The organism is Microcoleus sp. PH2017_12_PCY_D_A (genome assembly GCF_020738565.1).
Lineage (GTDB): Bacteria > Cyanobacteriota > Cyanobacteriia > Cyanobacteriales > Microcoleaceae > Microcoleus.
On the sequence record NZ_JAEQCI010000010.1, the window covers coordinates 93,325 to 100,473 of the forward strand.

The window sequence follows — 7,149 nt, forward strand, 5'->3', positions numbered from 1 at the left end:
TCTTAAAGTTTGTAATAAGGACTTCAGTCCTCTCTTAAAGTTTGTAGTAAGGACTTCAGTCCTCTCTTAAAGTTTGTAGTAAGGACTTCAGTCCTCTCTGCTAGTTTTTGAGTTAATAAGGACTAAAGTCCTTACTACCAACCAGTTATCGAATAATTTCTACTTCTGTACCTTTTTGTACAAACTGATACAACTCATCAACATCTTGATTTTCCAGCGAAACGCAGCCTAAAGTCCAGTTCGATCGCTCTTTGATAATTTTCTCTGAATTAGCCGGTACGCCGTGAATCCCAACCTCGCTGCCAATACTATCGTACCATTTGATTGTACCTGCTTGCTTGGCTTTGATATGTTTTCGCCAAGATTGTTTAGTTGGATAATCCAGCCAGATAAATTTCGACCAAGCTGTGTGAGGATATAAATCTTTGATGCTAAAGATTCCTTCCGGCGTCCGCGAATCGCCTTCTTTTAGTTTATCGCCTGCGGGATTGCTGCCAAATACAACAGGATAAGATTTGACCGGCTTTTTCTTGTCATAGACAGTTAATCTGTATTTTGATTTTTCAACCAGGATTGAAATTCTATTTTTATCTAACTTATCCGGTTCGCCTAAAATTTGTGAGAGGGGTTTGTCGTAGTTGAATAATTTATCTGGTGGCAATTGGCTGTGTAAAGTCGTTAAATCATCAGCCGGACAATTAGTTAAACAGAAAACATCTAAAATGTAGGGAATGGGAACAGCATAACCGAGTCTGACGAGTCTCCAGTAAAAAAATGAGCTAGCAGCCAGCAATAGAAGGGCGGCTGATGAAGCAATTATCCAAATATTGCCCTGTCTTTTTGTGAGTTCCATTGCATTTACTGGGGAGAGCAATTTTCAAAATTATAACTTATGAGCTTGGCACTGGCAATATGCCAGTTCCACAACAGAATGAAGTATTAGTGGCACAGGCATCTTGCCTGTTTTTTAACTAAATTTAATATTAGTGGCACAGGCAGGAAAGCCTGTGATTTAGCTAAATTTAAGATTAGTGGCACAGGCAGGAAAGCCTGTTTTTTAGCTAAATTTAAGATTAGTGGCACAGGCATCTTGCCTGTTTTTTTAAGTCTGAAACGGGCAAGATGCCCGTTCCACAACTGCATTGAGTTCCTGTGGAACGGGCATCTTATTTGTTTTTTAACATGGCAGAAAACATCAGCTACATATGCTGTAAAGTCTGTTACTAATCTGCTGTTAACTATTGCCAGTGAACATCAGAATCATTAACACTAACACCCCGTTAGTTAAATAAAATATCCCAACTACCTGAGTTTCCAACCAGCCACAGAGTTCTAAATGGTGGTGCAGCGGAGCCATTCTTAAGAGACGCTTGCCGATGCCATCCGGGCCTTTTGTAGCTTTGTAATAAGTTACCTGAGCAATTACGGACAGCGTTTCAATAAAGAAAATACCGCTGATTATTAATAATATCCAAAGGCTATTTGTTAATAAAGCTACCGCACCCAACGCACCGCCCAACGCCAACGCACCTGTATCGCCCATAAACACTCGGGCTGGATTGCGGTTGTGAGTTAAGAAACCGAGACAACTGCCGCTGATACAAGCGCAAAATATCATTAATTCTGGCGAAGTTGAGGCTACAGATGCGCCTAATCCCAAAAGTGCGATCGCGCCCAAACCTCCCATCAACCCGTCAACACCGTCGGTAAGATTAGTAGCATTGCTTTCAGCAACTAACACAAAACCAGCCAGCGGCCAAAACAGAAAACCTAAAGGCAATACCCAACCGAAAGGCAAAGCAATGTTTGTAGAAATACTTGGATTGTGGAACATCAACCACAGACAAAATAGAGCTGCAAAACCTACTTGCAAAGCCAATTTCATCCGGGGTGAAATACCTTTATTCGACTTGCGGCGCAAAATTTGCCAGTCATCGAGCCAGCCGATGAAACCGTAAGCTAAAGTTAAAGCCGATACGGCAACAACATCTGAGTTAAATCTTGACGAAATCAAGGCGACTGCGACTCCTGCGGGCACAAAAAATATGCCTCCCATTGTCGGGGTTCCCGCTTTTTTCAAGTGGGCTTGGGGGCCGTCTTCGCGAATTATTTGTCCGGCTTTCAGTTGCTGGAGTACGGGCACAACTAGATAACCTAAACCCGATGCAACGAGAGCACAAACAGCTAGTGGCATAAATAGCGATGCAGGCGCATCCAAAAATCTACCCGCTGCTACATCTAAACCGATCGCTACAATGCCCAGCCCCAAACCCAGCAGCAGGAATAAATTCCTGCCTGTAAGTTTGAAAGGCATAGTAAAAGGGATTTTCTCATCCACAAAGTTATCCATATCACTCCTCAACACACACCATTTGAGAATAAGCATTTGACAATTGGAGAATAGGGTGGGATACAGGAGATTGGGAAATCTCTTGGTTTTTCTTCCCTGTTTCCGGTTGATTCGTTGACCAGCCAAAAACGCTACAAACCCTAAACTTGACTAATCGATTATCCCCAAATTTTAGACTTTTGTTCGAGATACCAGATTCATCATTAGAGTGAATCTAAAATTCTTCAATCTAAAATCTAAAATCTAAAATCTAAAATCGACTGACCATTCTTTCTACAGTTATTCGTCCCCTACACCCGCATCATCTTCTACTTCTTCTTCTAAATCATCGTAAGGACTGTCGTCAACTGCCATCAACTCGGAAATTTCTTCTTCGTGCAGATAGTCGGGTTCTTGAACATCCCTTGCTAAGAGACGATTGTTAGATTCCAACCAGTCTAAAAGAGAAGATTGCTGCTTTAATGGAATTACATCCGCAGGCAAGTGGCGAGGTATTTGACGCAGAGATGGGTTGTACATGATTATCGGTTTCTAAAGACAAAGACGCGATCGAGTAGAACTAATGTTGTGCCGACTGACTGCTCCTTCGATCGAACACTTGCAAATCCGGCATTTAGCAGAGCTAAGGCATTATACCACAGACACTCTTTGGTTCCGGATCCCGATAGGATGGCTGACCGATTCGGGCGATCGCCCCCAGTCATCGGCCTCAGGATAACATTAAAATCCGATATTGCCAATCCCTATTTCGCCGTAAGTATTGTAATCTGAGGCGATCGTCTTTGAAAGTATCGCGCGACACGGGGCCAGCCAGCGGTTGAGTTAGAACAGTTTCATGGTTTTGCGTCAAAGCCTGATGGTGAAAGCCTTTTACCTTCTTCAACCAATTCTCAAACAATAAATCTCAGGATGGATATAACAGCGGCGGTTTTATACCACAAAGACGGTTACGACACCGGAGGGCAAAAACTTCTGGGGCGTCATTCAGCCGGAGAAGGATTTCTTAAAAGCTTAGTCCAACACGGTACCGCTGACTATCTGTACTGTTACGCAGACAGCGAAGCAACTTTTAAGGAGTTTTGTTCGCGCATCCAACCTTGGCTGCAACAACCTCGGAAAGTCCGCTGGATTGCGACGGATCGACCAGATTTGCTATCTCAACCGGGTACAATCTATCGGCCCGATCCCGCCCTTGCCGAGATGGTTTGGGGGCGCAGATTTGTCGATCAGCGCGCTTACAGCGTTTGTGGCGTTACCCATACGATCGCCACTAAGTATGTCATGGAATCGATCGGCAATTTGATAACTGCACCGGTTCAACCTTGGGACGCCCTGATCTGCACCTCTAACGCCGTGAAAAACACAGTAGAAGGAGTTCTGAGGGAGTGGTCTGAATATTTAGCGCAGCGCAACGGCGGTCAACCCGAAATTTTGGTGAAATTGCCAGTTATTCCCCTAGGAGTGGATTGCAGCGCGTTTCCGCAGGGTGTGGAAGCAGTCCAGGCGGGCGATCGACAACGACAAGAACTCGGCATTTCTCCCGGCGATATAGTCGTGTTATTTGTCGGGCGATTGACTTTCTCTGCCAAAGCTCATCCGGTACCAATGTACATCGCTTTGGAACGCGCCGCCCAGCAGACAAAAGCCAAAATCCACTTAATTCAAGCCGGTTGGATTGAAGATCCGAGAGAAGAACCCGACTTTAAAAATAGCGCGAAAATCTTTTGTCCGTCGGTGAATGCTATTTTTGTAGATGGCAGAAATCCGGAAATTAGAGTTAATATTTGGTCTGCCTCCGATATTTTTATTTCGCTGTCCGACAACATTCAAGAAACCTTCGGACTAACACCCATTGAAGCAATGGCCAACGGACTGCCGGCAATTGTTTCTGACTGGAACGGATACAAAGAATCAGTACGCCACGAAATCGACGGCTTCCGCATTCCCACACTCATCCCACCGCCGGAAGCTTGTTTGGATTTAGCCCTAAATTATCTCGACGGCAGCTTGAATTGGCCGACTTACATGGGTCACACTTCCCTCGCCACAGCAGTTGATATTGATGCTTGCACCCGCGCTTTGTGCCAATTAATTGAAAACCCGGAATTGAGAAGGCGGATGGGTGAAAATGCGAGACAAAGGGCGAGGGAGATTTATGATTGGAAAGTAGTAATTGCTGCTTACGAACATTTGTGGCGGGAATTAGCTGAAATTCGGGTTTCTGCACCAGAGTCTGCACCTGCAAAAGCTGGGAAACCGCCTTATCCCCTGGGCGACGATCCGTTTCGGGTGTTGGGTCATTATGCGACTAGAACTTTAAACGATGATATGATGCTGAGTCTGGGTGCGATCGCCACACCGGAACTGTTGAGAGAGTTGCACAGAATTTGGTTTACGAGCTTCGGTCAAGACCGCAGAATCTCTGTTAAAGTTCAGATAGAGATGTTGAATGCGATCGAGAAAAAGGGTGCGATCGGCGTCGGGGAAATTCTCAGGCGTTATGCGAACAACGAGCAAGAATCAGCATACCTCTATCGGACGCTACTCTATCTCGTGAAATTTGGTGTTTTAGTGATTGGGAATGGGTAATTCCTAATAGTTGATAAATCAAATAAGAGTCGGCGGTTGAAACCGCTACTACACAAACGATGTCCGCCTCCGCGGACTGAAGATTAGAGTAAATGTAGGGGCGAAATACGCACAGAGAAGCCCAATAATCATAAGCATGGGTAAAAAAAAATTATTTAGTCCCCGTGTATAAGTCATAAACTAATGACGAATGACCAATGACTAATGACTACTGACCAATGACCAATGACCAATGACTAATGACTCTTAAAAAAAACTATGCTTAAAAAATCTGCACTATTAGAGATAATTGCTGGTAAGAATCGCGGTTTGCTGGCGACTCCAAACGACAAACAGGCGATTTTAAGTGCGATCGCCCAATTGGAAGATTACAACCCCACACCGCGCCCTGTGGAAGCCGCAGAACTTTTAGATGGCGATTGGCGGTTGTTGTACACCAGCAGCCGCGCCCTGCTGAATCTTGACGGTTTTCCCTTGTTGAAATTGGGTCAAATTTATCAATCCATCCGCGTCAAAGAATCTAAAATTTACAACATTGCCGAACTTTACGGCTTGCCTTATTTAGAAGGAATTGTCAGCGTAGCGGCCAGATTTGAGGCGACTTCGGAACGGCGAGTGCAGGTGAAGTTTGAGCGGTCAATTTTGGGTTTAAGCAGGTTAATCCGCTATGAATCTCCGGCAAAATATATCAATGAAATTGAGTCAGGGAAAAAGTTTGCTGCTGTAGATTTTCGGTTAGATACTCGCGAACAGCAGGGATGGCTGGATGTTACTTATTTGGATGGCGATTTACGCATCGGGCGCGGTAATGAAGGGAGTGTCTTTGTGTTGACAAAAGAGTGATTTTGTGATGTTTGATTGAGTTCGATCGCTCTTAAGACTTCTCAAATTTTTAAGCAATTCTCGCTAGAATAGAAGCGTCAGGGGCATGAACACTTAGACATTTTCAGAATAAATCTATATAATCAAGTTAATTGAATTGAAAAAATGTATGACAACAACAACTGTAGTAGACATCGGGACTTTAATTATCCGCGATCGCAACCTTCGAGGCGGCCGTCCCATTATTGCTGAAACTGGTACTTCTGTCCGCCGCATCGCCGTTTTGTACAAGCAGGGTAATAGTGCGGAAGAAATTGCTAGGCTGATGACTCACTTATCGATCGCACAAGTTTATGCAGCTTTAACGTATTATCATGCTAATCGAGCAGAGATTGATACAGATTTAGCAGAGGAACAAGCAGCTTACGAACAGTTAGCAGAGTTACACTACAAAAACCTGAAGACAAATCCATGAGCATTATTCTACTGCTGCTAGACGAAGATGCTATGAATTCGGCTCTGCTTGATGCTCTACGCCTGCGGAGTGTTGATGTTATTTCTGTTGCAGAAATAGGAATGCTGTCTCGCAGGGATGAAGAAATTTTGTATTGGGCTAATAAAAATCATCGAGTAACCTATAGCTTTAATACTAGGGATTTTTATCGATTGCATACTGATTTGAACACCCAAGGGGAAGAACATATGGGGATAATCTTGGGACAGCAGAATTATTCAGTTGGGGAACAATTGCGTCGCTTGCTAAAAATTATAGCTAGTAAATCCGCAGAGGAAATGTACAATCAAGTTGAGTTTTTAAGTGCTTGGGGTGAAGAATAAGCGATCCCCTTAACTCATTCTCCTCAATTTATCTTTCTTTCATCCGCGTTTATCCGCGTTCATCTGCGGTTGAAAATCAAAAATGTATGACTTTTGCAAACAATTCAACACTTACTAAAATCCTCAAATCCACAGCCGATCGCAGCTTTAGATATGATAACCGTTAAAACTTAGCGTTAAGAATTGACAATTGACAATTATTGTGATATCTGCTTGAATTTTAATGGGAAAGGCGTTAGTACATTCCCGCCAAGAAACTTACTAACGCTCTTTCTGTACTCCTTACGAATACAACAAGATTATGTCACAAAACGGTTATCAACAGGGATTATCGGCGAATCCTAGTGCGATCGCGTACCAAAAACGCCTTTACCCTTGGGCGATCGCCAAACTCATGCCAAATATGCAGCGGACTGTTGTATGTCGGTTTCGGAGGCGATCGGATGCTGACGGGGGTAGTGCCCTGAAGGAAAGGATCGAGAGAATAAAACTCACGTCAAAGAAAAGTAGGCATTTAGAGTTGTAAATTAGCATTGTAATGATGCACAAAC

At 43.8% G+C, this 7,149-nt stretch carries 8 protein-coding genes; 5 read left to right on the forward strand and 3 right to left on the reverse strand.

Translation table 11 applies throughout. From position 1 onward, the window contains the following. Window positions 1-145 precede the first annotated feature (145 nt). The 3 genes from JGK39_RS01100 to JGK39_RS01110 form a co-directional block, all read right to left on the reverse strand. Window positions 146-853 carry a L,D-transpeptidase gene (locus tag JGK39_RS01100; RefSeq protein ID WP_293261854.1) on the reverse strand — a complete coding sequence of 236 codons (708 nt, stop codon included), beginning with the start codon at window positions 851-853 and terminating at the stop codon, window positions 146-148. Between the two features lie 381 nt (window positions 854-1,234). After that, window positions 1,235-2,350, reverse strand: coding sequence for a phospho-N-acetylmuramoyl-pentapeptide-transferase (gene mraY / locus JGK39_RS01105; protein WP_293261857.1), 1,116 nt, complete (start codon window positions 2,348-2,350; stop codon window positions 1,235-1,237). Between the two features lie 279 nt (window positions 2,351-2,629). Continuing rightward, window positions 2,630-2,869 carry a DUF3134 domain-containing protein gene (locus JGK39_RS01110; RefSeq protein ID WP_293261860.1) on the reverse strand — a complete coding sequence of 80 codons (240 nt, stop codon included), beginning with the start codon at window positions 2,867-2,869 and terminating at the stop codon, window positions 2,630-2,632. Between the two features lie 390 nt (window positions 2,870-3,259). On the opposite strand from JGK39_RS01110, the gene JGK39_RS01115 reads away from it, so the two are divergent. The 5 genes from JGK39_RS01115 to JGK39_RS01135 all read left to right on the forward strand — a co-directional run bounded on the left by JGK39_RS01115 (window position 3,260) and on the right by JGK39_RS01135 (window position 7,124). Next, entirely contained in the window at window positions 3,260-4,939 is a 1,680-nt protein-coding gene (locus JGK39_RS01115) for a glycosyltransferase family 4 protein (RefSeq protein WP_293261863.1), read from the forward strand. A 258-nt stretch (window positions 4,940-5,197) separates the two neighbouring features. Then, complete coding sequence (locus JGK39_RS01120; protein WP_293261867.1) at window positions 5,198-5,782, forward strand: PAP/fibrillin family protein; 585 nt, start codon at window positions 5,198-5,200, stop codon at window positions 5,780-5,782. Window positions 5,783-5,930: 148 nt separating this feature from the next. Beyond that, entirely contained in the window at window positions 5,931-6,236 is a 306-nt protein-coding gene (locus tag JGK39_RS01125) for a DUF433 domain-containing protein (RefSeq protein ID WP_293182002.1), read from the forward strand. Then, a complete protein-coding gene (locus tag JGK39_RS01130; protein ID WP_293295437.1) occupies window positions 6,233-6,598 on the forward strand; it encodes a DUF5615 family PIN-like protein in 366 nt (121 codons plus the stop codon). Before JGK39_RS01125 ends, JGK39_RS01130 begins: the two co-directional genes overlap by 4 nt. Window positions 6,599-6,899: 301 nt before the next feature. Further along, a complete protein-coding gene (locus tag JGK39_RS01135; protein WP_293295435.1) occupies window positions 6,900-7,124 on the forward strand; it encodes a hypothetical protein in 225 nt (74 codons plus the stop codon). Window positions 7,125-7,149: the final 25 nt, after the last annotated feature.